The sequence below is a fragment of the Paracoccus homiensis genome (assembly GCF_900111675.1).
Lineage (GTDB): Bacteria > Pseudomonadota > Alphaproteobacteria > Rhodobacterales > Rhodobacteraceae > Paracoccus > Paracoccus homiensis.
This window is the reverse complement of sequence record NZ_FOHO01000012.1, coordinates 41,497-62,089: the sequence shown is the minus strand read 5'-3', so window position 1 is coordinate 62,089 and position 20,593 is coordinate 41,497. Positions and strand designations below refer to the sequence as shown.

General features: G+C 63.1%; 25 protein-coding genes. 6 read left to right on the top strand and 19 right to left on the bottom strand.

Features of this window, described 5'->3' with window-relative positions; all coding sequences use genetic code 11:
• Positions 1-7: 7 nt before the first annotated feature.
• Positions 8-2,398, bottom strand: coding sequence for a relaxase/mobilization nuclease domain-containing protein (locus tag BMX67_RS14565; protein ID WP_090736519.1), 2,391 nt, complete (start codon positions 2,396-2,398; stop codon positions 8-10).
• The gene (gene mobC, locus BMX67_RS19800) at positions 2,395-2,919 is read right to left on the bottom strand and encodes a plasmid mobilization relaxosome protein MobC (protein ID WP_281249174.1); all 525 of its coding nucleotides are present in this window, start codon (positions 2,917-2,919) and stop codon (positions 2,395-2,397) included. Before mobC ends, BMX67_RS14565 begins: the two co-directional genes overlap by 4 nt.
• A 498-nt stretch (positions 2,920-3,417) precedes the next feature.
• Here mobC and BMX67_RS14555 point away from each other — a divergent pair, with 498 nt between their 5' ends.
• Entirely contained in the window at positions 3,418-3,801 is a 384-nt protein-coding gene (locus BMX67_RS14555) for a hypothetical protein (RefSeq protein WP_175479925.1), read from the top strand.
• Positions 3,802-4,047: 246 nt separating this feature from the next.
• Here the strand turns inward: BMX67_RS14555 and BMX67_RS19625 are convergent, their stop codons facing one another.
• Genes BMX67_RS19625 through BMX67_RS14540 form a run of 4 tightly spaced genes read right to left on the bottom strand, consistent with a single transcriptional unit; the run spans position 4,048 to position 5,514 of the window.
• Positions 4,048-4,215, bottom strand: coding sequence for a hypothetical protein (locus BMX67_RS19625; RefSeq protein ID WP_175479924.1), 168 nt, complete (start codon positions 4,213-4,215; stop codon positions 4,048-4,050).
• A 10-nt stretch (positions 4,216-4,225) separates the two neighbouring features.
• Positions 4,226-4,426, bottom strand: a complete 201-nt coding sequence (locus BMX67_RS14550; protein ID WP_090736511.1) for a hypothetical protein — start codon at positions 4,424-4,426, stop codon at positions 4,226-4,228.
• 12 nt (positions 4,427-4,438) lie between these two features.
• Entirely contained in the window at positions 4,439-4,624 is a 186-nt protein-coding gene (locus tag BMX67_RS14545) for a hypothetical protein (RefSeq protein ID WP_090736508.1), read from the bottom strand.
• Positions 4,621-5,514 carry an ArdC family protein gene (locus tag BMX67_RS14540; protein ID WP_090736504.1) on the bottom strand — a complete coding sequence of 298 codons (894 nt, stop codon included), beginning with the start codon at positions 5,512-5,514 and terminating at the stop codon, positions 4,621-4,623. Before BMX67_RS14540 ends, BMX67_RS14545 begins: the two co-directional genes overlap by 4 nt.
• Positions 5,515-6,112: 598 nt before the next feature.
• Between BMX67_RS14540 and BMX67_RS19920 the strand changes: the two genes are divergently transcribed.
• From BMX67_RS19920 to BMX67_RS19910, 3 genes are read left to right on the top strand one after another with little or no spacing between them, the layout of a single operon-like run.
• Positions 6,113-6,277, top strand: coding sequence for a hypothetical protein (locus BMX67_RS19920; RefSeq protein ID WP_245739475.1), 165 nt, complete (start codon positions 6,113-6,115; stop codon positions 6,275-6,277).
• A gap of 56 nt (positions 6,278-6,333) precedes the next feature.
• Positions 6,334-6,744 carry a hypothetical protein gene (locus BMX67_RS19915; protein ID WP_245739474.1) on the top strand — a complete coding sequence of 137 codons (411 nt, stop codon included), beginning with the start codon at positions 6,334-6,336 and terminating at the stop codon, positions 6,742-6,744.
• A 30-nt stretch (positions 6,745-6,774) separates the two neighbouring features.
• Entirely contained in the window at positions 6,775-6,954 is a 180-nt protein-coding gene (locus BMX67_RS19910) for a hypothetical protein (RefSeq protein ID WP_245739473.1), read from the top strand.
• 47 nt (positions 6,955-7,001) lie between these two features.
• On the opposite strand, the gene BMX67_RS14530 is transcribed toward BMX67_RS19910, so the two are convergent.
• The 9 genes from BMX67_RS14530 to BMX67_RS14490 form a co-directional block, all read right to left on the bottom strand.
• Positions 7,002-7,763: a glutaredoxin family protein gene (locus BMX67_RS14530; RefSeq protein ID WP_175479923.1), complete on the bottom strand. Its 762-nt coding sequence runs from the start codon at positions 7,761-7,763 to the stop codon at positions 7,002-7,004.
• 11 nt (positions 7,764-7,774) lie between these two features.
• Entirely contained in the window at positions 7,775-8,599 is an 825-nt protein-coding gene (locus tag BMX67_RS14525) for a DUF305 domain-containing protein (protein WP_175479922.1), read from the bottom strand.
• Between the two features lie 77 nt (positions 8,600-8,676).
• A complete protein-coding gene (locus BMX67_RS14520) occupies positions 8,677-9,081 on the bottom strand; it encodes a c-type cytochrome (protein ID WP_139206541.1) in 405 nt (134 codons plus the stop codon).
• Positions 9,078-10,457 carry a multicopper oxidase family protein gene (locus BMX67_RS14515; protein WP_139206540.1) on the bottom strand — a complete coding sequence of 460 codons (1,380 nt, stop codon included), beginning with the start codon at positions 10,455-10,457 and terminating at the stop codon, positions 9,078-9,080. The genes BMX67_RS14520 and BMX67_RS14515 overlap by 4 nt, the downstream gene beginning before the upstream one ends.
• 1 nt (position 10,458) lies before the next feature.
• Positions 10,459-10,899: a c-type cytochrome gene (locus BMX67_RS14510; protein WP_090736497.1), complete on the bottom strand. Its 441-nt coding sequence runs from the start codon at positions 10,897-10,899 to the stop codon at positions 10,459-10,461.
• Between the two features lie 797 nt (positions 10,900-11,696).
• Complete coding sequence (locus BMX67_RS14505; RefSeq protein WP_090736491.1) at positions 11,697-12,482, bottom strand: N-6 DNA methylase; 786 nt, start codon at positions 12,480-12,482, stop codon at positions 11,697-11,699.
• 60 nt (positions 12,483-12,542) lie between these two features.
• On the bottom strand, positions 12,543-13,145 hold the full coding sequence (locus BMX67_RS14500; RefSeq protein WP_090736488.1) for a DUF6927 domain-containing protein: 603 nt from the start codon (positions 13,143-13,145) through the stop codon (positions 12,543-12,545).
• A gap of 1 nt (position 13,146) precedes the next feature.
• Positions 13,147-13,791 carry a hypothetical protein gene (locus tag BMX67_RS14495; RefSeq protein WP_090736486.1) on the bottom strand — a complete coding sequence of 215 codons (645 nt, stop codon included), beginning with the start codon at positions 13,789-13,791 and terminating at the stop codon, positions 13,147-13,149.
• Between the two features lie 465 nt (positions 13,792-14,256).
• Positions 14,257-14,448, bottom strand: coding sequence for a hypothetical protein (locus tag BMX67_RS14490; RefSeq protein WP_090736483.1), 192 nt, complete (start codon positions 14,446-14,448; stop codon positions 14,257-14,259).
• A 712-nt stretch (positions 14,449-15,160) separates the two neighbouring features.
• Here BMX67_RS14490 and BMX67_RS14485 point away from each other — a divergent pair.
• Entirely contained in the window at positions 15,161-15,877 is a 717-nt protein-coding gene (locus BMX67_RS14485) for an abortive infection family protein (RefSeq protein WP_245739472.1), read from the top strand.
• A 551-nt stretch (positions 15,878-16,428) separates the two neighbouring features.
• On the opposite strand, the gene BMX67_RS14480 is transcribed toward BMX67_RS14485, so the two are convergent.
• From BMX67_RS14480 to BMX67_RS19795, 4 genes are all read right to left on the bottom strand, one after another.
• Positions 16,429-16,905, bottom strand: a complete 477-nt coding sequence (locus BMX67_RS14480) for a hypothetical protein (protein WP_175479921.1) — start codon at positions 16,903-16,905, stop codon at positions 16,429-16,431.
• A gap of 3 nt (positions 16,906-16,908) precedes the next feature.
• Positions 16,909-17,142, bottom strand: coding sequence for a hypothetical protein (locus BMX67_RS14475; protein ID WP_090736476.1), 234 nt, complete (start codon positions 17,140-17,142; stop codon positions 16,909-16,911).
• Positions 17,143-17,214: 72 nt separating this feature from the next.
• Positions 17,215-19,065 (bottom strand): ParB/RepB/Spo0J family partition protein, encoded by a 1,851-nt coding sequence (locus tag BMX67_RS14470; RefSeq protein WP_090736473.1) that lies wholly within the window; start codon positions 19,063-19,065, stop codon positions 17,215-17,217.
• A 260-nt stretch (positions 19,066-19,325) separates the two neighbouring features.
• A complete protein-coding gene (locus BMX67_RS19795; RefSeq protein ID WP_090736471.1) occupies positions 19,326-19,799 on the bottom strand; it encodes a DUF3768 domain-containing protein in 474 nt (157 codons plus the stop codon).
• On the opposite strand from BMX67_RS19795, the gene BMX67_RS19790 reads away from it, so the two are divergent.
• On the top strand, positions 19,798-20,052 hold the full coding sequence (locus tag BMX67_RS19790) for a hypothetical protein (protein ID WP_090736468.1): 255 nt from the start codon (positions 19,798-19,800) through the stop codon (positions 20,050-20,052). The genes BMX67_RS19795 and BMX67_RS19790 overlap by 2 nt on opposite strands.
• Positions 20,053-20,593: the final 541 nt, after the last annotated feature.

Genomic DNA, 20,593 nt, shown 5'->3' with positions numbered 1-20,593 from the left:
CCTCCCCTCAGAGCGAGAAATCGTCGCCGGTGCTGCTCTGGCCAAGCGCCCGCTGCGCCTTGTGGGGCTCGTCGGCCGCCGCGTAGCCCTGGGCAATCTGCTCGCGCGACAGATCGAACTTCGCGGCATGTTCCGGACGCTCCGCCATCGCCAGCACCGAGGCTGCCAGTTCGCGCTGGTGCAGCCGGTTCGGCGTGATGGATTCGAGATCGCGGTAATCCCCTTCAGCCATGCGCTCGAAGCCCCTGGTCCCGAACTCGGCACGAAGCGCCGCCGCGTATTCCCGCTCACTTTCGCGGTTGGCGAACTCCGGCGCCGCGGAGGGATACTCGCGCTCGGTCAGACGCTGCATGAAGGACCGCAGGTAATCCCTGTCGGGCGTCATGATATTGGCCCGCATCTCGCCGCGCACCTCTTGAACCCTGTCGAACATCTCGTCGGCCGAGATCTTCGGACCGCGTTCGGGATCGACGGCCGAGGACAGCACATCACGCTTCTGATCATCACTCAGTAGGTCGTTCTCGAACACGCCTTTGGCGAATTGTCGGTCGATCCCGGCATCACCCGACAGCTCGTCGAACTTCTGCCAGAAATCCGCCACCGCGCCGGGCCGGGCCTCGAAGCTGTAATCGACATTGGCAAGCTCGACCGCGCGCAGCGACGTCTTGTAATCGCGAATTCTGTCGTCACTTAGAATGGTAACTTCCTGGCTATCATAGGGCCGGATGGCCTCATCAAATTCGCGCAAGCGGTCCTGCTCGAACTGCTTCACCTGGGCACTGTAGTTCTCGAAATCTTCATGTTCATGCGGTTTGAACTCGCGGGTATCCTCGCGCACCAATCCGTCGCGCATCTGCTCACCGTATCTGTCGGCAGTGTCGCGCAGCAGCGCATCGGCACGGCGCTGATCTTCAACCGACAGTCCTCCCCCCTCGCGCTCGTTAGCCAAGACTGTGAACGCTATTCCCAGTTCAGCTTTGACGCTGACATTGGAACCGTTCAGGGTGATACCATCTCGGCCCGTCACAAGAGGCTCGAATTTCGTAAACTCGTTCGCCTCGCCGTCAAACTGTGCAATAACCCCCTTTTCCACTTCTGAAATGATTGCTGCCTGCCGATCGGCAAGTTTAGCATCCTCGAATTTTCGGATCTCGTCCTCGTCAGAGACCCCGGCCGAGAACATCTCTACAGCCGCCGCCAGCGTCTCCCGGCCGATGTCGCGACCCTCGGGGACATAATCCTCGGCGCGACGGGCCAGAAGGTCGCCATCGGCATGCAGGCTGTTCGCCATCGGACCGGGATGCGCGATCCCCTCGACCTCGATGACAAGCCCGTAATCCCGTTTCATATCCGACAAGACGCCGTCGATTTCCGCGAAATGCTTGCCCTGCATGTCAGGAGGCAGCGTCAGAACAGTGTCTCTTACGTCGTCTACCCAGCCTTTGACCGCCGCTTCGAAATCTCCCGCGGTCTCGACATTCTCCAACACCATCTCGAAATCCTTCCTTGAAATCGGGCTCTGCGTGGCGATGCCCTGGATCATGCGCTCTGCGACCTCGGCCACACGCGCGTTGCCCACCATCTTCGCGACCGTCGCCACCTCACCCCACTCGTCGGCCTCGTCGATCAGCATGCCCAGAACGCGATCCGACAACGCCCGCTGGCCCGGCTCCCTGCCTTTCCGCCACTGCGCCGAGGACGGCGAATACTGAAGATCGCCACGTGCGTAGCGGGTTGTCGCCTCCAACTGGACCCCGTATTCCTGCGCCACCGACACCATGAGGTTCCGAAAACCCTGGTAAGTGAATGGAGCCTCCAGCTTGTTCGACAGATAGAACCAGCTGCCGTTCTCGACCCCGCGATTATTGACCAGAACGTGCACATGCGGGTGCGACCGGTCCGTGTGCAGCGCCGCGATGTACTCCCAACGATCGTCGGCAAATTCCTTCTCGCCCCCGAATGCCCGCTCGCACATTTCCTCGGCGATGGCCGCCGCGTCGCGCGGTGCCGTATCGGGCGGAAACGAGATCAGCAGATGCGAGGTATGACCGTTCCTGGGCGCGCCCCGCCAGCTGGCCTCCCAGCTATCCGCAATGGCCTCAAGCGACGCCTCGGACTGGCGCCGGTCGTCGGACAATGCATCGCTGAAACCGAATGTGTATTGCGCCTTGGTGTTGATGTAATCCATCTGCCGGCGCATCTGGTGGCGGTTATGCGTTCCGCCGCTGGCGATCTTCTTGAAAACGGCGGCCCGCGAGCCTTCCGCGAAATTCCACTTGTTCAGCAAGCTGCCAGACAGGCCCGACCCACGCCGGCCACCCGAGCGTCCACCGTCCCGCACCTTCCGTAGATGCGGGCGGATCGCCACACCGTCATCGTCCTCGGCAAGGAAACTCACGGGCTCTCCCCTTCGCCCGCAGCGTCAGAGGCACGGGCCGCCGTCCAGACCCGTTCGTTCGAGCGACGCGCCTCCTGAACGACGTTGTTCAGCGTGGGCAGAACTTTCCGAAGCTGCGATTTCAACTCTGCCAGTTCCGTACCTGCCTCGCGCAGCGGTGGCGCCTGGCCGCGGTTCACCGCCCGCGCGATCTGGTTCACATTGACCCCGATCGCCGACACCTCGTCATAGAGTGCTTTCACCTCGCCCACGAAGGCGAAGTTCCGATCCAGCAATCCGACCGAATTGCGCACCAGCGCCCGCAGCGCATCCGACCGGTCCTTGAATCCGGCACGAGCCAGTTCTTCGTCAAACGCTTCCATCTCGCCTGCGGAAATACGGAACGAAACCCTCTCAGTGGGAGCATGTGCAGGGCGCACCGCAGCAATCGCGGCGCTGCGGAGCCGGTAGACCGTGCTCTTCGCGACCTCGAACTCTGCCGCGATCCGGCCCACTGGCTCGCCCTCCTTGAGCCGCGCCACGATCTGATCGCGGGTCGCTGTGGTCAGGTGGGCCGCCTGTCCGCCCTTTGACAAAGCGGCTCTACGCGAATTCTGTCTGACAACTTGCACTTCCTGCCAACCGCTTACTTAACCCTCACTCTCCCATAGCATCGATGGCCCCTTTCCCAAAGGATTTTGTCTATTTTGTCTGCTTCGCGCTTTCGCGGCGCAGACAAGGGGAAGCGCGATGCGAGGGATACGCGCCGTCGTTCACGACCGTCGATGCAGGAAGTCACCAGGGGCTTTGCCCCTCGCGCCGGCAAGGACAATAGACAGAACCGTGTCCTCGGCTGCGCCTGCGGGCCGCACCACTTCCCTCGATTGTCCTTGCCTCTGCTCCCCCCACTCTCGGCGAGGCCAGACCCCGAAAACCGAAGTTTTCGGGGCAGGCTCCATTTGCCGCACCCCGATGGTGATGGGGTACAGATGACCGATCACGGTGGGGACGATTGCGAGGCGGAAGGGCAGGAGGGCCGCATGTCCCGTCTGGGACGGTTTCGGAATCTGCTGGAGGCGATCGCAGCCTGCGACTGGCATGACGCGGAGATGGTCATGTCCGCCGTTCTGGAGGAAGCGCGCGCGGATGCACCGCTGATGCCGTTCGGCGAGATCGACGACGATGCAGAGTTCTGGGCCGCGATGGCAACCTATGAGGAACTGCGGGCTTGGTTCTTGGCGTGTGGAAGGCGCCTTGCGCATCGCGATCTCGGTCGCCGGGGGAAGATCCGGCTGGCGCAGCTGTTACTCGCTGACCTGTCCGACGAGGACCGCAAGGCAGCGCTCGCGGCGGCCCGAACTGGCTCTAGACGACGGCAGGTTACCCAGCCCAAACGCCGCCAGGCGGAAGGACCTCGCAGATGAACGAGCGGGACGCGCCCCCAGAGAGCGAAGGGACGCGAGAAAATCTGTGGAAAACCTGACGTCCTTTAGAGCCAGGAAATGACGTGACGGGCGAAGCCTCGTCGCAATTTGCCGCGCAGCGGCTCCGCGCGGACAGCGCCGGACCAGGAGGGCAGTGGCCGGCTCGCCGGTCGCTGCCCTCCTGGTCAATCAGGCCCAAGCCGCAAATCGCCCCCCAGCCCGCAGATATCGGGCCGGGGGAAAATATCAGCCTACATCTTCAACAAGGCGCTCTCCCGTAAATGGGTCCATTTCATAGATCAGAACACTGATGCCGAAACGTGCGGCGCGCGCACGGGCGCGCTTGCGAGCCTCGGCCAGTGACTCGCAGAGAATGGGCAAATCGTCGGGATGGTCGCGCAATTCATAGAACATCGCGCAACCCTCACAACCGATGCCACGCCGCGAGGGCGCGGGCATCGTCATGCTGATTGAGCATGGCCCGGAAATAGGCGTGGCGGTCGCCCCGCCGCGCCGGATCGAACCGGGCTTTCGGATTGATCTTCCGGGACGCCGCGCGGATCACGGCCAGGTTGCTGGCGCAGATCGTCACGTTCAGGCGGCAATAGGCGGAAAAGCTGTGCATGGTCTTTCCTCCTTACAGGGTGATGCCGGGTTTCAGATTGCCGTCGCGGTCGAGCCAGCCGCGCGCCATTGCGCAGGACATGCAGATGCAGGTTCCGACCGGCTCACCCGGCACGGTCACGGGCGCGAGAAACACCAGCGGGTTGACGCTGCCGCATTTGCGGCAGGTCAGGACGGGCAGGGGGGTCGGGCCGCTCATGCGGCGGCCCTTTCCTCGATCATCCCGGCGGGTGCGGTTTTCATGAGCCAGTCGGCGGCCTTCTGTGCCTCGGTCGCGGCCTTGAAGATCATCCGCTTGTCGTCTTTCAGCGCGCGCAGCCACGACGCGATATAAGCCGCCGACTGCCCGAAATCAGGCGTCAGGCCGAGTTGAGCGCAGACCATAACTTGCCCCAATTCGGCGCAAAGTTCCTCGAATGCATAAGATGCCCGGTCGCTGAACCGGCTGAAGCGGTCCAGCCGGTGCGCTGCGCCGCTGGCATGGCAAAATTCATGGGCGAGGGTCGCGTAATATCCTCCCGCCTCGTGAAAGGTCGAAACCGGCGGCATATGCACGAAATCACCGGCCATATCGTAATAGGCGCGCGGATCGTCGCTGGTGCGGCGTTCGATGCCGGTCGCGTCAAAGAACGCCTCAAGCGCCGGATCTGCCTCGGTCCCGAGATCGCGGGGTTCCTCGATGGGTGCGCCATGATAGGCTTCGGGCAATCCGTCGATCTGGTCGGCGTTGAACACCCGGTAAGACTTGGCATAGCCAATGGTCTTTTCCTCGCCGGTCTCGGGGTCTTCACGGTCCACGGTGCCGTATTTGACGACAATGGCGGATTTTTCGCCCTTGCGGACCTGACCGCCAGCCTCCTGCGCCTGCCGGTAGGTGAACCAGTAGGGGCTCCGGAAACCCTTTTCGGCCGCCTCGCTCCACAACATCAGGATATTGATACCCCGGTAGAACTCGCCGGTGCTGCGCCGGGGGAAGGGGATGCCGCCCGCATCGCCGGTCCAAGGCTTGCGCCATGCGGGCGTGCCTGCCTCGATGCTGGCAATGATCTGATCGGTGACATGCTGATAAATATCGAACTTCGCTGCCATGTCGGCCTCCTTTGCGACGGGCGGCGCGGGCTTGGTGCCTGCTTTCCGCCGATGGGCGAGACCTCTCTGCTTGTCGTCGAAAGGCCCCATGCCTTTCGGACGGCAAAGCGGGGAGGGCGCAGCCCTGCCCGCGGCCCTGGGGCTGACTGTCAAGGCTCGGGAAGGCGGGGTGGTGCGGCCCGCAGGCGAAGCCAAGGACACGGCCCGCCTGGACGACGACGCGCATCGCGCGGCGCTTGGCCATTGACCGTCAGACGCAGGGATGCGTGGCGGACAAAAGGAAACGAAAAGATCGTCGGGGCGGGGGTGAGCGCGGGCGCAGCCCGCGTCGATCCCCCGCCACGTCCTTGTCATCATCTTGGCCCGCGCCTGCGCGCGGGTCGCCGAATTGCTGTTGGGCGGCATTACGCCATTCTGCTATGCGAGACCTTCCTGCCGTTCGCTGCGACCGTGGCCTGCGAGGGGTAGAGCGTTGGCCATGTGCAATAGCGGATGTCGACCTTACTTACCGCTTCAAAAATAGTCGTGAGTTTGCAGCAACTGGAGGGCTCGATCACCCGATCAATGGCAGCTTCGGGTTCAAGATCGCGAATTGATCATGGGCGGAGTTCTTGCCGCACTGGAACCGCTGCAGATCGCCTCGATCCTCGTCAAGGCTGGGATGTATGTCAGTGTCCTGCTTGCGGCGGGCTCCGTCATCAATCTCCAGCTCCTGACGGTGCAGCATGGTCAGCCATCGTCGGCATTGTCTTCAGCACGCTGAACATTCCCCTGCGGGCGGCTTTCTATTACGGGGGCGTTGTTGGCGCGCTTGATCCGATGATGCTTCAGATCGCCCTATTTAGCCCACCTGGGCTGTCGGTTGAGGCCGACATACTTGGCCGACTCGGCATCGCGACCATCGCGCTCAATCGCAGTTGGACACGACCTGTAGTGTTCCTTGGTGTTGTTTTTGTCGCCATCAGTTTCGCGCTGCGTGGTGATGCAACCGGAGATCCGAGGTTGGCGCTTTCGACGCTTTTCGTCATCCATATCCTTGCTGCGAGCTTCTGGATCGGGGGCTTCTATCCGCTCCATGACATGGCTGGCAGCGGCAACGAGGCGGCGGTCCGGACTGTCGAGCGGTTCGGTCAGGCGGCGCTGGTCATGGTCGGGCTGCTTGTTGCAGCAGGCGTCGTGATCCTGCTGATCTTGGCAGAACATCCGATCGCGGTCCTGACTCATCCCTGAAGGCAGTTCCTGACGCTGAAACTGGCCGTCGTGGCCCTGCTTCTCGGCCTCGGCGGGTTGAACAAGCTTCGGCTGACCACGGCCCTGGTCGAGACCGGAAACGCTGGCGCGCTGAGGGCGTCGATACGGTGGGAGGTCGCGGCCTTCCTCGTGATCCTGCTGGTCACTGCCACCTTCACATCCACGGTCGCGCCCGAGCACGTCGGCTAAGCCGGAAAGACACCGGGGGCGTTACGACGACGCCCCCGTTTCTCATCTCAGCCCCCGAGGGCGTGCAAACCCATCCAGAGGCCCATCACGATCATCATCAGGTTCTCGGTCAGGGAAATAAAGCCAAGCGGCACGTTGGAGTTCCCGCCGACGCAGGCACATTTCAATTCGCGCTTGTCGATGTAGACAGCCTTGAACACGCTGACCGCCCCAATGGTGCCGATGAACAGGGCAACGGGCGCGGAAATCCATGTCAGGACGCCCGCAGTCATCAGGATGCCAGCCAGCGCCTCGCCGTAGGGATAGGCCTTGCCGTAGGGCACCCAACGTTTCGCCAGCAGGTCGTAGTTCAGGAACATGGTCGAGAACTGCTCGACGTCCTGAAGCTTCTGGATCGCAAGCACGGTCATGGACAGCGAGATGAACCACTGGAAGCTCTGCCAGGTCAGGATCGTCCCGTATTGGTGCCACGCCAGCCCAAGCGCCAGCAGGGCACATACCGAAAAGATCGCGATAACAGGGCGGTAGGTCGTGTCGCTCTGTTCTTCCTTCGGCGGGTCGATCCCGAGGAAGATGCGCAGATCGTCATGACCCCCGATCCGTTCCCCGTCGATGAAGGTCTGCGGCGTCGTCTTGACGTCATGCTCGCGCTTGAAAGCCTCGGTCTCGTCCTTGGTCTTCAGGTGGTGATCTTCGACGACGTAGCCTTTGCGCTCCAGCAAATCTTTGGATTTCAGACCAAAGGGGCATGTGTGCTCAGGCATGACCATGCGGTATAGAACGGCGGTTTTCTCGGTATCGTTTGGCATGATCATTTTCCTCAATTCTCGCAGCGGTACTGGCCGCGGAAACCGGCTTCGTAGTCAGGGCCCGCGCTGATGACGAAGTCCTGAAGACCATCATCTTCCCTGTCGCGCACCTGAATCGTGATCGGGTCAGCCTTGAAGCTTCCTCCCGCGCCATCGAGGCGGACAAGATCCCCGCTGATCTTGACCAAGGCGGTGCCGTTTCCAGACACGAACACGGGCGGGCTCGTTTCAGTGTAGGTGGAGCTGCACGCGGCCCCATCCGGGAAGACCTGGGCGATATCTGCCTGCGTCAGGAACTCCGGATCGACCTTGGAAACGACCTCGCTGGACAGGGCGTCCTGAGCGGGCTTCAGTTCGGCTACCGGTGCATCCCCGGCGGGGGTCGCCTCTCCATTCGCCGAAATGTCCGCGATCAGATAGCGCATCTCCGCGATTTCCTTATCCTGGGCGTAGATGATGTCATCGGCCAAAGTGCGCACCCTGGGATCGGTGATTTCCGCGCGCGACGAAGTCATGATGGCGATTGAATGGTATGGGATCATCGCCCGCATGTAGGCGCGGTCCTGCACCGTCACCTGACTGCGCACCAGCCAGAGCGCCCCTGCGAAACCGATGATGGAGCCCGCGAATATCGCGATATTGAGCGTGCGGTTCTTGTACATGCCGAGCATGAAGGCCAGCATGACGAAGGCCATAACCGCCCCCATGACGATTGCCATATAGGCGCGTGTTTCTGACCAGAAGATATGGCTGATCAGATACGTGTTCAGGTACATCAACCCGAACATCAGGACCGTAGATACGGCAATCATCAGGAAAAAGCGGGAATAGGCCATCGTCACCTCCGAGTGCGCTTAAGGGAATAACAACCTTCCAGTGGGTGGATGTTCCCTAGAAGTTGACTTTTCTCGGCCTATTTCTGCTGAGTTCTTTCACGTTGATTGGCGCGTTCGCGCTCGGGCCAGGTGGATTTGATGTAGTCGAGGATCGCTCGAATTTCCGCATCCCTCAGGCTGTCGCCAAAGCCGGGCATGTCACTTTCATATCCCCCGCCGACCACCGAGGCAGTCCCGTCCCGCGTGATGCGGAACAGGATGTCGTCGCCATGATGCCAAGTGTGGCCCGTTGCATCATGGGGTGGCGCGGGAAGGCGGCCGTCGGGACCGGGGCTGCGCCAATCCGGCTGCCCCTGAAGCTCCGACCCATGGCAGGATGCGCAGTTCTGCTGATACAGAGCTGCGCCATCCATGCCTTCCTCTGCCGCAACGGCCTGCGCCCAGCTTGCAAGAGTTGCTGCAAGTGCGATCAGGCCCTTCATCTGACCATGATCCAGTTCGTCATGCCCGACGCTGCGTGCCCCAGCATGTGGCAATGCAGCAGCCACTTTCCCGGATTGTCCGCAACGAAGGCGATCTCCGTCGTCTCGTTGGGCATGACGAGAACCGTGTCCCGTAGAGGACCAAGGCTTCCGTCTTCCTTACGCGTCCTGAAATGCATCCCGTGCAGGTGCATCGCGTGCGGAAAAATCGTGTCATTGGTTATGCGGATGCGGGCCGTCTCGCCGCGCGAAAGCGTGGCAAACGGCGCCTCTCCCAGCCCGGCCTGTCCGGCCAGCGCCCAGAACTGTCCTTGTTGCACCAACTCCTGCCAGGTCAGTTTCTGCCCGTTGAAGGCTGCGCTTTCCAGGCCGCGCATCGCACCGCCCTGCAGCGGCATCTCAAGGACAGGCGCGGCGTCGACGCCCACAACCTCCATGCGTGGATTGCGTGGCAAGGGCTGAGGCGCACCGCGCGGAACTGAGGCGGCACGTCCTTCGACAGAAACTTCAGCCAGTACGCGCCAGGTATCATCCGCTGCGGCAAAGAGAAGTCCTGCGGTTTCCCTTTCCTCGGCGGTGACATCGACGATCAGATCCATGCGCTGTGCCGGTGCAAGCACAAGCGTATCCGTCACCGGTTCCGGCGTGTCGAGAGGCATGCCGTCGAGAGACACCGTCCAGCCGGTCAGCCCTTCCAGCTTCAGACCGAAGATCTGGGCATTGGCCGAGTTGATCAGCCGCAGCCGCAGCCGCTCGTTTTGCCGGGCCGAAAGCCTGTAATTGTAGCGCCCGTTCACCCCCACAAGGTTGCCGATCCGGCCTCCGTGGCTGCGCACCATTGGCGCTGCGAAGTCATCGACAAACAGGCCGGTATCGGGGTCCAGCAACCAATCGTCGATCATCAGGACCTCGTCCCGGTCCACATCCGGCGGTGTGGCCTCTTCGATGATCAGGGCTCCGGAAAGACCCCGCGCGACCTGTTCCATCGAATTTGTATGGGCGTGATACCAGTAGGTTCCCGCATCGGGCAGATCGTAGGCGTAGTCGAAGAACTCACCGGGCGGCACCGCGTCCTGCGTCAGCCCCGCGACACCATCCATGGCGTTGTCGATACGGATGCCATGCCAGTGAACCGAGGTCGGAACCTCCAGCGTGTTCACCAACCGTCGCTGCAACCGGCTGCCCTGAGCGGCGCGGATGACCGGGCCAGGGATCGTCCCGTCGTAGCTCCAGACCGGCGTCGCCGGATAGCCATCCGGGGCAAGCTGCACCGTGGCTGACCTGGCTGTTAGAAGCGGCATATCCTGAGCCTGTGCAGGGCGCATCAGTGGCACGGTGGCGAGACCTGCGCAAAAAACGCGTCGTGTCATCTTCATGTCAGTTGATCCCATTGGCGCGCTGTATTTCGCGGATGTAGGCAATGATCGACGTCACATCCGCACGGGTCACCCCGGGCTGCGGCGGCATGTCTCCGAATGTCCAATGATGTGCGCGTACGCCGTTCGCAGCCGCCATCTGGAAGGCCATGTCGCCATGATGCGACGGTTCGTAGATCTTGTGGATCAGCGGCGGGGCGATCCCCATTTTCCCGGCGGCATTGTCGCCATGACAATCAGCGCAGACCGCATCGAAAGCCCGCTTCCCCATCGTCCCCTCGGGCGACAGCGTATCGGGCAGCGTGATGGCCACCATGGCCGCGCCATCCTCTGGCGCCGTGGTTTCCTGTACGGGGGCGGTTTGCTCGGAGAAGCGGGTAACAGCAAAGATACCGAGCGCCACGGCAAGAACCGCGGCCCCGGCGAGGGTGAATTTGTTCATGATAGTATCCTGGCCTGCACGGCTTTGCGGGCCGCGCGCTCTGATGATGGGTCGACCGAAATCGACCCAGATTCAACTCAAGCTGGCTCAGGCGCGAGGAGGCGGGAGGTCCAAAGACAGACTGATCGTCGTGCCACTTCGTGGCTCCGGCCACGCATGACGGAGGCGTGGCAGATCAGTGTCACGGAAAGGCTGACTGGTATCGAGAAGGGCATAGGATGCGCAGATCGCCATGTCTGCGCAAGGCACGTCAGCTTGGTGCTGGTTCGCTGGGGCCTGCTGATCTGCATGTACCGTCGTTTCTGGGCAGGCCGCACAGTCATGCATCGCAGGCCCTGCCGCAGACATTTGCGGAAGGGCAGCGAGCATCATAATGCTGGTCAGGAAGATAACGGCGATTAGGCGCATAAAGACCCTCGATTGCAGCATCAAAAATGGGTTCGGACGGCGGCGCGGTCAATCCCAAAATGGAACCACTTCCCGTGCTTCCAGCCTCACTGGTTTACGCAGCCGACAACCGCAGTCCCACATGAGTGTCGGCGTTTGGTGCCATGCAGCGCGGGCAAGTATGTCGCGGAGCGGACGAATGCAGCCACAGCGAAACTTCGGCATGGTCACGGGTAGTTTGGGCTCTTCGCGTCGTTCTGCCGTTCAGTCTTTCCCCAGAACGATCCACAGAAATTGTGGATAAGTCGCGCCTGCAAAGAAAGGGGCCGCCCGAGGGCGGCCCAGTTAAACCTTCGTCGCAGAAGGATCTGTAGGGGGCGTAGAGAACTCGCTTACCCCCGTCAATCTTATTACCAGACAGCCCGCGCGGCCGCGGGCGCGGGACTGCGCAGCAGCTCCCGGCGCCCCGCCTGCGCGGCCTCTTCGACCTCGGCCGCCTGCCGCGCGGCTTCCTGCTGTTTGGCGAAAGGATGGCCGTTCATCGCATGAAATGCGGGCGCGGCCGGGGTGAATGCCTGATCGTAGGTTTCGAGTGACAGGCTGTTGCCATTGATCACTTGTCCGGCGACACCTCGCGCGGCGATCTGGACATAGGCCATGTGAAAGGTGGCGCGAGACAGCTCCACGGCCTCGACCCAGATATGCCGGGCCGGGTCGAAACCCTGTTTCTCGATCACATCGGCCACGGCCAGCACCATTCCGCCCGCGCCTGCGGCGGGTTCCGAGATAGTGATGAAGCCTTGTTCCTCGATTTGGGCCGACACATGACCAAGGGACATTTCGGCCATCATGCGGCTGACCTCGTAGGGGGAAAAGAACTGGCCCAGGCGGGCATCGAGTGCGCCGATCTCGGCCGCTGCCTGGCCGAAGAAATCGACGCCCCCGGCGGCAATGGTCTGGATGGCGATCGCCATCATTTCAGGCATGCGCCGCACGTCGTCCTTGTTCGGCAACATGCGGACGCACTCCAAAAATTGCGCTTCCAGCCGGTCGCGCTGATCGGCAAAGGGCGAGGCGCGCTTCGCCAGGGCGCAGAAGGCCATTTCGCAGAAGATCCGGAAAACCTCGGTGCGGGTCTTCGAGCGGTCGAACTGATCGAGTGCGCGCACGAATGCGGTCACGGCTTGATGGGCCATGTCAAAGTCCTTGTGGCGTTGGGGGCAGGGCGCCGCGCCGTCAGGCGCGGCGCGCGCGGCTCAGATGCGGGTCCAGTCACGCGACATGACGCGGCTGATGCGGCAATCTGCGCCTGTCGCGATGCAGGTGAAAAAGGTGGTCGCCCGGTTCGCCCCGGCGAAGCGTTCCTTGTTGACCCGGAAGGTCTGCCCCTCGCTGCCATCGCTGAACCTCAACGGTTCAGGGAACCGGATCACGTCGCCCGCCTTCAGGCGACGGCCGGTGCGGGCCGCGTGGCTGCGACACCACTGCCGCCAGTCCAGCGCATATTCATGGGTGGTGGTTGACAGCAGGTCCAGAAGTTTTGCCGGGGCTTCGCATTCGACCGGACCAGCCGTTTCGTCCATGTCCTTGTAGCCCCAGCCGCCGCCTTCCCGGCGTGTCAGGAAGACAGCGGCGAACGTATAGCCGCCCGTGGCATCGGTCTCGAAACTGCCGCTGGCATCGGTGCCGCTGACCAGCTGTCCGATCGCGGGTTCGCTGCGCACGGCGGCATACCAGACGGACCCCTTGCGGCTGATGAGGACGGGGAAACCCCGTCCTGTCTCGTTGTCCCATGTGCAAAGCCGTGCGATCTCGTCGCGGATGCAGACGGGGGTTTGGTTATAGATGAGCCAGTCCATATCAGCCCCTCCGCAGATCGAGGGCATCGGCGATGCTCTCACGCAATTCCGCCAGCGGGTGCGCGTCAAAATCATCCTCGCGGAAACTCTCGGGGTGATCGTATCCGGGGATTTCGTCATGAATCCGCTGCGCCAGAAGATCGACCAGATCGGGCAGGCGGGTGTTGGCATAGGCATGGCTGAGGTCGCGATATTCGACCAGCTCGCCCGTCAGGTCCACGATCCGGGCCAGAACCTCGCCAATCTCGCCCGGTAGGGCGTCGTGAACGATCTGCCATTCCTGCGCTTGGCGGTGAAAGCCATAGACTGACCAGAGGACGTGCTGTCCGGGGTCGCAAACTTCGATATTTCCCCCCGTGAGGGTGCCGCCCGTGTGGTGAACGGGCGAAACACGAAAACCGGTAAAGTCGAACACGGTCGTGCCGGATGGCAGGCCGTTGAGTTTCTGCGCCAGCGCGCTTTCGTCCATGCGCTGACCGGCACTGCGGAATTGCACAGAGCTGACCCATTTGGCTTCCACCTGTGCCCTGTCGCGCAATTCATCGAGGGTGAATGTGCCGAGGTATTCGCCGGTCACGTCGAACGCGGCCCAGAGATTGAGCCAGCGGCCTTCGCAGCGGGTCAGATCGTCAAAGTTCCGAAACATGGTGTCGTCCTTCTCTTGCGACGGGCGGCGAGGTCTCTGCCCCTTTCCGCCGATGGGCGAGACCTCTCTGCTTGTCGTCGAAAGGCCCCATGCCTTTCGGACGGCAAAGCGGGGAGGGCGTAGCCCTGCCCGCGGCCCTAGGGCTGACTGTCAAGGCTCGGGAAGGCGGGGTGGTGCGGCCCGCAGGCGCAGCCGAGGACACGGCCCGTCTGGACGACGACGCGCATCGCGCGGCGCTAGGGCATTGACCGTCAGACGCAGGGATGCGTGGCGGACAAAAGCAAATGGAAAAGTCGCCGGGGCGGGGGTGAGCGCGGGCGCAGCCCGCGTCGATCCCCCGCCACGTCCTCATCTCGTCATGGCCCGCGCCTCCGCGCGGGTCGCGCCTGTCCTGTCTGGCCGCAGGCTGTCGCGGTAGCGACTGGATGGAACGGTGAAGGGGCGGCTGTCGCCACCCCCTTGCCGTTACTCCTGGTCGTCCGCCCGTTTCGGGAAGGCGACCATATCGACGCCGGGGAACATGTTGTGGCGGACCTGGATCGAGGTGATCTCGCCGGCGGGGTTGCGGTTGATGAAGACGACCCCGCAGTCGTCCCAGAAGTTCTTGCCGTCCTTCTCGCCGGTTTTGACGCGGAGCTTCATGTTTTCGGTGGCCATTGGATTTTCCTCTCCTGCCTGGCGTTTCGATGAAACCTCTGCGGACAGGGCAGAATAAGCGGCTGTCAAAGGCGAATTTGGGGCGCGAGGAATGGCCGCAGGCCAGGGGAAATTCGTCGTTGAAGGCCGTCAGCCGCGCTGCCCTGTCATGTTTCATCTGGAAGAAACGCCCCTTGCAGGACAGGACCAACAGGCCACGGAGCCAAGTGATCGCCGAACCGGCAGCGAGAAGGATGGCAAGGGCTGGGGCTGAGCATGTCGTGTCCGGATCAACCGCAACCCCGCTAGTTTCGCTCGAAACCGCCCTCGCCGCCAGCTGTCCCGGCAGAATGCTCGCGTGCGGGACTGTGACTGACCGGGTTTGGCAGGGGCCGAAAGCCTGCCCAAGGGTCCGGTTGTGCGCGAGGGCTGAAGGCCGGCCCGCGCAAGTGACCGTCACCCGGATGGGCCAAGACCGGCGGGGCAGGGCGGTCAGGACCGGCGATCGAGGATCTGGCTCGGGACGAGACAGACCGCAGGCGCCGCAGCCGACCGCATCGCCCTGGCGGGCTTGGGTCGCGCGACAGCGCGACTGGGGCACGGTCGCCGGCCTGCCGGCGATGCGCCGTTGTCGCTCAACAGGGAATGAATATGGTGATGGAGGATCTGAAGCTGGCGGTAGAAGATGTATTCACAAAATGAGATTCCATCGTCGCGAATTGAGCAGGCGACAATGCTTGAAGGCCTGCTTACTGAACGGGCTACAGGTGGTTCGGCAGACGACGGTGTTTATCAGCATCTCCGCCGCGAGTTCATGGCTGATCCTTTTCTCTGCGACCTGCTTCCACCGTTTGTAAGAACCTACCGAAATCTGTCCGCTTTCTGGCCCTATATTAAACGGGCGTCAGAAACCTATGCCGGACGGCGCGAGATCATCAACAAGGCTTTCACACCCTTGATGGATAGGCTTGAGGGCAGCAACACGGCACCCGGCGACAAGGTGGCGTCTGATGCCCTGGAGACATTCGACGTGGCGGGCGTTCATTCCGTATGGGGCAAGGCTATTGCCCGCCGCAGTACCGATCCGGATGGGGCAATCACGGTGGCACGAACGCTCCTTGAAACCATGATCAAGCGTATCCTCGACGAGTGTGGCGAAACCTATTCAGATAAGGACGACCTGCCAAAGCTATATGCCACTGTTGCGAAGCTGTTGAATCTTGCGCCGAACCAGCACACCGAAGAACCAATCAAGGCCATTTTGGGCGGTGCATTGAACCTTGTGAACGGCATCGGCACGTTGCGCAATCGCCTGTCTGACTCGCACGGGCGTGGGGGCAAATTGCCGATCAGGGCTTCACCTCGTCACGCCAGCCTTGCGGTCAACACGGCAGGGGCGATTGCCACGTTTCTTGTCGAAACCTACCAAGAGAAGTGGGAGGAGCCATAAAGCAATTGGCGCTTGAAGGTTTCCCGTCCACTTCCAGTGGAAAACCTTCATCAGAGCCCTGCGCGGTCGGCGGATTCGGACACGCGAGGTCAGGGACGCCCGGCACGGGCGCTTGCAAGCCGCGCCCCTTCGGCGCGGCGCCGTCCTTGACCCGTGTGGAATAATCCACAGACCGTGCGGGGTGGTGCGGCCTGGCCCCGGCCGATGTTCGGCCGGGTTAACAGCCGGGCACAATCGAAGCCGGTGCATCCTGGTGCAACGAGCGGGTGGAGACGCCGCGCCGGGGGCGCGGCTCCGCGCGAAGCGCCGGCCCTGGCGATCCTTTCCCGGCGGATGCCGGGGGAGGGGGGCAGGGCAACTCGGCCCGACAGCAGCAGAGAGTGGATATCACATATCGGCTGGCAATCAGGGGTGGACGATAGCGGCAGGCGGAAAAAAGAGCGCCCCACGAAAATCGCGGGGCCAGTTGACCTTCGTCGCAGAAGGAAAAGGGTCAGTGCGAGAGGCGAAGAAAGAAACTTACAACAACCCTATGGCGAAGTGACGTAAAGTCAGCCACACTGAAAATCCTCCCTGTTGGACTGGCGGCAGGTCCGGCCTGCCGCCATTTCTTCAGAGGTTACATGACTGCGCAGGTTCACGCGGCGCGGGGTGAAGGGCAGGGCATCGAGGGCGATGCGCCCGGCCTCAAGGCTGTGCAGGAAATCCAGCAGATAGACCGGATCGGCGGGATAGGGTGCGCCGTTCCACGCGGCCCGGTCCCGGCGGCGCTGCCTTGGTGGCATGGCGTCGATCAGGCGGCGGGCACGCCGCCACTGATCGGCGCGGCGCTGGCGGCTGCGGGCCTCCTGCGCCGCCCAGACATTCGCGCGGGCCAGCATCACATCGTCGGGGCTTTTCTGACGGGCCGCGATCTCGGCGGCGAAGAGCGGCAGGGCCTCCCGGTCGGCTGTCTGTCTGCGGGCCAGCGCGGCCCGCTTGCGGGCGGTGTCGGTGAACGGGTGACGGGCCGATCTGATGAAGCGCATTGATCAGGTTCCCGTGGCGGATCGTGCGGCGACGGCCTCGATCCCTTCTTTGATCCGGCGCAGATCGGCGGCTTCCGCCTGATCGCCCTGCGCCACGGCGCGGGCAAGGTCGGTGTCCAACTGGTTGAGATTGTCTCTGCTGGTTGCGTATTCGCAGCCGATGGCATGGCCGACGCGGTAGCCCCCGCCACAGGTGCAGGAAAGCCCGTGCCATGATTTTTCCCGTGCATAGTCCATCTGTGCTGTCCTTTCTGAAACCGTGTTGCCGGGACCGGGGCGCGCGATCTTCGCGCGCGCGCCCCGCTGTTATCAGGCCATGCCCTCGGGGAGCCATGCCGCGATGCGGGCCTCCTGCGCCTCGGTGATCCCGAGCGCCTTGCGCGTGTCGGCATCACTGAACAGGGTTTCCAGCTTTGCCGCCTTCTCGCCCTTTTTCAGCTTGGCGAAGCTGGTGGCGGTGGGGTGATCGGCGGCGAGGTCCAGCAGATCGCACCACAGGTCGTTGAGGTAAGGGCCTCCAACGCGGGAAAAGAAGTTCGCGGCGGTGGGCGTCCAGACCTCGCGGATCGCGGGCTTGGTCTCCTTGTCGATCAGCGCGGCCAGTTCATCGGACCCGCCCCGGTAATGCGCGGCCAGCATCCGCACCAGTTCGCCCCGAACATGCTCGGCTCCCTTGGAACGGAAGGCGCGGAAGGATTTGGCAAGGTCCTTGCCATACATGTCGCGCGGCGGATTGGCGGTCAGGCGGTCGTCCAGCGCATAGCCCTCGGCCTCGGTGGTCGGCCAGTTCGGCACGTCCTCTGTCGCAAGCCCGAACGGCTTGCGCCAGGCAAGGCCGTGGCTCAACTGATAGGCCAGCAGGTCGATCAGCAGTTCGGGATCGCGCAGCGCCGCATTCTGCCGTGCGCCCTGCGCCACCCAGCCCAGATCGTCGCGCAGCGCGTTGCTGATGGGCGATTTCGGAGCGGCATCGGCGGTGCTGCCGTCGCGGCTGCGGGCGGCATGTCCGGTCAGCACCTCTGCCGCAATCGCGGCCTCGCGATCCTCGGCCCGGATATAAGCCGCCTGCACGGTCAGTTCGCCGCGACTGTCCACGAATACGAACAGCCCGGCATGGTCGCGCTGCGCATCGGTGAAGTCGCCCCGTGCCAGTGTTTCCAGCGCATCCAGTTCCGCCTGCCCTTCCTCGCCCAGAGCTTCGGCGGCGGCCAGTTCCGACAATTCGTCGTAACGCTCGGCTTGTTCCTCGGTCAGATCGCCTTCGACCCGATAGATGCGGTCCAGCTTCGAGGTCAAATCATAGCTGATCCACGACTCCGTGCTGGTCTCGACCCATTTCCAGCCATGCCCGATGGCCTCGGCGTCCATTGCCAGCTTTTCCGCGAACAATTGATCCAGCAATGCGCTATCGCCCAGAAAGACCTCGTTCGCGAAAAGGTCACGGGTGATCGGACCGCCCGCGCCTTCGTAGGCATCAAGCCCGACATAGACAGCACGGCGGTCGGTGTCGCGGATCGCCTCGGGTTGCAGAAGTTGTTTCAGGCGGTGGACCGACACGTCCTGACCGCGCATCCGGTCCAGCACATCGAGTGCAAGGGCTTCGTCCTGAGCCACGGTGAAGCATTTCGCGGCCTCAAGGGTGATTTCGCCCGCTTTCAGCGCATCGAGGATCGGTACGGGCAAAGCCGCAAGCGCAAGGCGGCGATAAACATGCGCCTCGGTCACGGCGAACACGCGGGCGATAGCAGGCACATCGCTGCCCGTCTCGGCCATGCGGCCATAGGCGCGGATTTCATCAGCGGGGTGCAAATCCTCGCGGGCCGCGTTCTCGACGCTGGCCCATGCCCGTGCGGTGGCCTCGTCGGGGGCCAGACGGACGGGGATTTCCGCCAGTTCCGGGCGGCGATCCAGCAGGTCGGCGTGTTTCTCGAAAGCGCGGATCAGGGCGCGCAGGCGGCGACCGCCCGCGACGATCCCGACATGTCCGGCCTCGTCGGCAAGGCCCGCAAGGTTCTGCAGCAGGCCCACGGCCACGATGCTGTCGGCCAGTTGGTCGATGCGGTCGGCATCGACGTCCTGCCGGGGGTTCATGTCTGAGAGATAGAGCGCGGACAGCGGGAAATACTGGATCGGGGCGGTGGTAATGGCACCTTGTTTCATAGGTCTTTTCCTTGTTTGCGACTGTGGTTTTGTGTTATCGGTGCCTCACCCCTGACGGGGTGAGGCGAGGGGGTCACATGACCCCGTGCTGGTTCAGGAAGGCGTGGCCGATCTTGGCGGAGTGACCGCCCTTCCTGATGAGCGCCCACGCTTCCGCGATCCGCGCCTCAAGCCATTGATTGATTGTTCTCACCTCCTTTCCGGTTGCTGTTGCGCTTGGCCGGCCCACCCGGAGCATGAAGCGGGCCGGGTTCGGGGGTTCAGTAATCGGAGGGGAACATGATGGTCAGGACGCGCCGGGTCGCGGCGGGGTTCGCGGGGTCAGGCGAGCCGTAGACCAGTTCCTCGTCGTAAAGGTCGATCTTCCAGAACAGCTTGACGGTCAGCACGGTGACGGTGCCGAAACCATGATCGCCGTAAGGATCACTGTCCGGGGTGAATTCGGTATCCCCGGCCACCGCCATGAGTGCGGCGGTCACGAAATCCCGGCCCATGCCGTTGACAGCAGCGGTCACGACAACCTGCCCACGCAGATCGCTTGCCGTCCCGGTGAGCATCCCCGCCCGAAAGCGGTCGTTCTGTTCCGCGATCTTCACGGCCTCGGCGGTCGGGAAACCGTGATCGGGCGCGGCGACATGACAGTGCGGGCAATGGCTCGGCCCGGTCAGGGCGGTGATGATCTTTCCGCAAGCGGTACAGGAAAAATCAACGGCAATGGTATCTTCGGCCAACATGGGCATCGTCCTTCTTTTGCGACGGGCGGCGCGGGTTTGGTGCCTGCTTTCCGCCGATGGGCGAGACCTCTCTGCTTGCTGTCTGAAAGGCCCCATGCCTTTCGGACGGCAAAGCGGGGAGGGCGCAGCCCTGCCCGCGGCCCTGGGGCTGACTGTCAAGGCTCGGGAAGGCGGGGTGGTGCGGCCCGCAGGCGAAGCCGAGGACACGGCCCGCCTGGACGACGACGCGCATCGCGCGGCGCTTGGCCATTGACCGTCAGACGCAGGGATGCGTGGCGGACAAAAGGAAATGAAAGGATCGCCGGGGCGGGGGTGAGCGCGGGCGCAGCCCGTGTCGATCCCCCGGCACGTCCTCAGTCCATCATGGCCCGCGCCTGCGCGCGGGTCTCCGGGTTCCTTCTACAGCGGACCACCGAACCCGGTTGGTTTCGCGTTATGCGTTCCGCGTTAATCGTAATGCGAAATTCGCCACCTGCCGCTTGCTGTCCGCCATCCACCGATTGCCGAACGGCAGCCTATGTACCCGATCACCACCCGGCGCATCGCTCTGCGCCTTGCGCCTGCGTCAGCGGTCCCGCCCGACAGGGCCGAGATCGTCGGGGCAGGGCGCGCAGGACCGGGGTTCGGGGGGACGGCTCGGGACGAGACGTTCAACCGGACGCCGCAGCCGCGCGCATCGTTCCGATCAGCTCGGGTGGAGGCTGAAGGCCGGAACCGGGGGCGCGACCCGAAGGGGGACGCTGTGGACATTGCCACTGCGGGTCCTGCATTCTAGCAACGCTTCGCGCTATAGC

What these genes read in the sequence shown, in the direction of transcription:
- BMX67_RS14555 (WP_175479925.1), top strand. Translation starts at nt 3,418, where the DNA reads ATGTCCCGTCTGGGACGGTTTCGGAATCTGCTGGAGGCGATCGCAGCC.
- BMX67_RS19625 (WP_175479924.1), bottom strand. Translation starts at nt 4,215, where the DNA reads ATGTTCTATGAATTGCGCGACCATCCCGACGATTTGCCCATTCTCTGC.
- BMX67_RS14550 (WP_090736511.1), bottom strand. Translation starts at nt 4,426, where the DNA reads ATGCACAGCTTTTCCGCCTATTGCCGCCTGAACGTGACGATCTGCGCC.
- BMX67_RS14545 (WP_090736508.1), bottom strand. Translation starts at nt 4,624, where the DNA reads ATGAGCGGCCCGACCCCCCTGCCCGTCCTGACCTGCCGCAAATGCGGC.
- BMX67_RS14540 (WP_090736504.1), bottom strand. Translation starts at nt 5,514, where the DNA reads ATGGCAGCGAAGTTCGATATTTATCAGCATGTCACCGATCAGATCATT.
- BMX67_RS19920 (WP_245739475.1), top strand. Translation starts at nt 6,113, where the DNA reads ATGGGCGGAGTTCTTGCCGCACTGGAACCGCTGCAGATCGCCTCGATC.
- BMX67_RS19915 (WP_245739474.1), top strand. Translation starts at nt 6,334, where the DNA reads ATGATGCTTCAGATCGCCCTATTTAGCCCACCTGGGCTGTCGGTTGAG.
- BMX67_RS14530 (WP_175479923.1), bottom strand. Translation starts at nt 7,763, where the DNA reads ATGCCAAACGATACCGAGAAAACCGCCGTTCTATACCGCATGGTCATG.
- BMX67_RS14525 (WP_175479922.1), bottom strand. Translation starts at nt 8,599, where the DNA reads ATGGCCTATTCCCGCTTTTTCCTGATGATTGCCGTATCTACGGTCCTG.
- BMX67_RS14520 (WP_139206541.1), bottom strand. Translation starts at nt 9,081, where the DNA reads ATGAAGGGCCTGATCGCACTTGCAGCAACTCTTGCAAGCTGGGCGCAG.
- BMX67_RS14515 (WP_139206540.1), bottom strand. Translation starts at nt 10,457, where the DNA reads ATGAAGATGACACGACGCGTTTTTTGCGCAGGTCTCGCCACCGTGCCA.
- BMX67_RS14510 (WP_090736497.1), bottom strand. Translation starts at nt 10,899, where the DNA reads ATGAACAAATTCACCCTCGCCGGGGCCGCGGTTCTTGCCGTGGCGCTC.
- BMX67_RS14505 (WP_090736491.1), bottom strand. Translation starts at nt 12,482, where the DNA reads ATGGCCCATCAAGCCGTGACCGCATTCGTGCGCGCACTCGATCAGTTC.
- BMX67_RS14500 (WP_090736488.1), bottom strand. Translation starts at nt 13,145, where the DNA reads ATGGACTGGCTCATCTATAACCAAACCCCCGTCTGCATCCGCGACGAG.
- BMX67_RS14495 (WP_090736486.1), bottom strand. Translation starts at nt 13,791, where the DNA reads ATGTTTCGGAACTTTGACGATCTGACCCGCTGCGAAGGCCGCTGGCTC.
- BMX67_RS14490 (WP_090736483.1), bottom strand. Translation starts at nt 14,448, where the DNA reads ATGGCCACCGAAAACATGAAGCTCCGCGTCAAAACCGGCGAGAAGGAC.
- BMX67_RS14485 (WP_245739472.1), top strand. Translation starts at nt 15,161, where the DNA reads ATGCTTGAAGGCCTGCTTACTGAACGGGCTACAGGTGGTTCGGCAGAC.
- BMX67_RS14480 (WP_175479921.1), bottom strand. Translation starts at nt 16,905, where the DNA reads ATGCGCTTCATCAGATCGGCCCGTCACCCGTTCACCGACACCGCCCGC.
- BMX67_RS14475 (WP_090736476.1), bottom strand. Translation starts at nt 17,142, where the DNA reads ATGGACTATGCACGGGAAAAATCATGGCACGGGCTTTCCTGCACCTGT.
- BMX67_RS14470 (WP_090736473.1), bottom strand. Translation starts at nt 19,065, where the DNA reads ATGAAACAAGGTGCCATTACCACCGCCCCGATCCAGTATTTCCCGCTG.
- BMX67_RS19790 (WP_090736468.1), top strand. Translation starts at nt 19,798, where the DNA reads ATGGGCATCGTCCTTCTTTTGCGACGGGCGGCGCGGGTTTGGTGCCTG.
- BMX67_RS19795 (WP_090736471.1), bottom strand. Translation starts at nt 19,799, where the DNA reads ATGTTGGCCGAAGATACCATTGCCGTTGATTTTTCCTGTACCGCTTGC.